Origin of the sequence: Burkholderia sp. AU4i, assembly GCF_000466765.1 — a bacterium.
GTDB classification, from domain to species: domain Bacteria; phylum Pseudomonadota; class Gammaproteobacteria; order Burkholderiales; family Burkholderiaceae; genus Burkholderia; species Burkholderia cepacia.
This window is the reverse complement of record NZ_ASSI01000161.1, coordinates 1-1431: the sequence shown is the minus strand read 5'-3', so window position 1 is coordinate 1431 and position 1431 is coordinate 1. Positions and strand designations below refer to the sequence as shown.

Genomic DNA, 1431 nt, shown 5'->3' with positions numbered 1-1431 from the left:
GAGCTAACGTCAAGAGTGGTGTACGAACATTTTGATGGCGGTCGATTTCAAGCGGCGCGTTTCTGCTGAACCGGTCGATCGTCTTGCACCGGTTCGCCGTCCTTAAAGGCAATGCCCTCGAGCAACAGCTTGATCTTTTCCGGGCCGTTAATACGGCGCCAAGTCTTCTCAGCCTCCTCGATCAGCTTGAATGCCAGACCGAGGAAGGTTGGTCGCGACACGCAATTGCGCGTACGTGTCGTGCGGTGCCGCACGGTCGCGAACGTCGACTCGATCGCGTTGGTGGTGCGCAGATGCTGCCAATGCTCGGCAGGGAAGTCGTAAAACGCGAGCAAGCTGTCTCGATCCTTCTTCAGCGTTTCGGCTGCTTTCGGATATTTCGCCGCATAGATCGACACGAAACGATCGAACGCGGCATGTGCCTCGGCGCGCGTGGCGGCCATCCAGATCGCCTGCATGTCCGCCTTCGCGCGCCCCTGTTGCGACTTCGGCAGCGCATTGAGCACGTTGCCCATCTTGTGAAACCAGCAGCGCTGGCCACGCGTGGCCGGAAACACTTCTTCCAGGGCCGCCCAGAAGCCCATTGCGCCGTCGCCAACAGCCAGCAATGGCCCCGCCTGCAAGCCACGCGCTTTCAGCTCCAGCAGCAGCTCCAGCCACGACGCCTTCGTCTCACGGTAGCCGTCGCCGATCGCCACGCGCTCTTTGCTCCCATCCGGCCTCACGCCGATGATCACCAGCAGGCATTGACCGTCCGAATTCTCGCTGCGCAGCCCGGTGTGAATGCCGTCGACCCACCAGTACACATAGCGCGATTTCGACAAGTCTCGCTTGCTCCAGGCTACGTGTTCTTCGGTCCATTGCGCCTTTAGCCGGCTCACCACATTCGCCGACAAACCCTTGGCATCCTCACCCAACAGCACGCTCAACGCTTCGCTCATGTCGCCCGTCGAGATGCCCTTCAGATACAGCCACGGCAACGCGGCGCTCACGCGGGGCGACTTCCTCACGTACGGCGGCACGATCGACGAATTGAACTTCACGCCTGATCCCGATCGATCGCGCACCTTCGGCACTTTCACCGGAATCGGCCCGGCCGCCGTCAATACCTCGCGTTCCGGCAAGTAGCCGTTGCGCACCACGGCGCGCTGCCCGTGCATGGTCTTGACGTTCGCGAACCGCTCCATCAGCTCTGCCAGCTCCGCTTCAATCGCTTGTTGAATCACCTGCCGTGCTCCTTGGCGGACCAACTCGTCCAGGCCGAGACCGGCACCCGATAGACCGATGACTTCTTTTTCCGTAAACTTGCTCATGGTGGATGGTTTGTTGTTTGCTGGTTTCCGACTTCGACAATCAGATTCTCAGCTGAAACCTCCACCGCCTTCAACCTTCCGCCTCAACTCCCCCGTACACCACTTCCGACTTTAGCTC

Annotated in this window: 1 protein-coding gene; it reads right to left on the bottom strand. The window is 60.3% G+C overall.

The genetic code is table 11. The features are described from left to right. Nucleotides 1-47: 47 nt before the first annotated feature. Nucleotides 48-1313, bottom strand: a complete 1266-nt coding sequence (locus L810_RS31870) for an IS256 family transposase (RefSeq protein WP_011486526.1) — start codon at nucleotides 1311-1313, stop codon at nucleotides 48-50. Nucleotides 1314-1431: the final 118 nt, after the last annotated feature.

Coding starts and splice junctions, on each gene's coding strand:
- L810_RS31870 (WP_011486526.1), bottom strand. CDS start 1,313: ATGAGCAAGTTTACGGAAAAAGAAGTCATCGGTCTATCGGGTGCCGGT.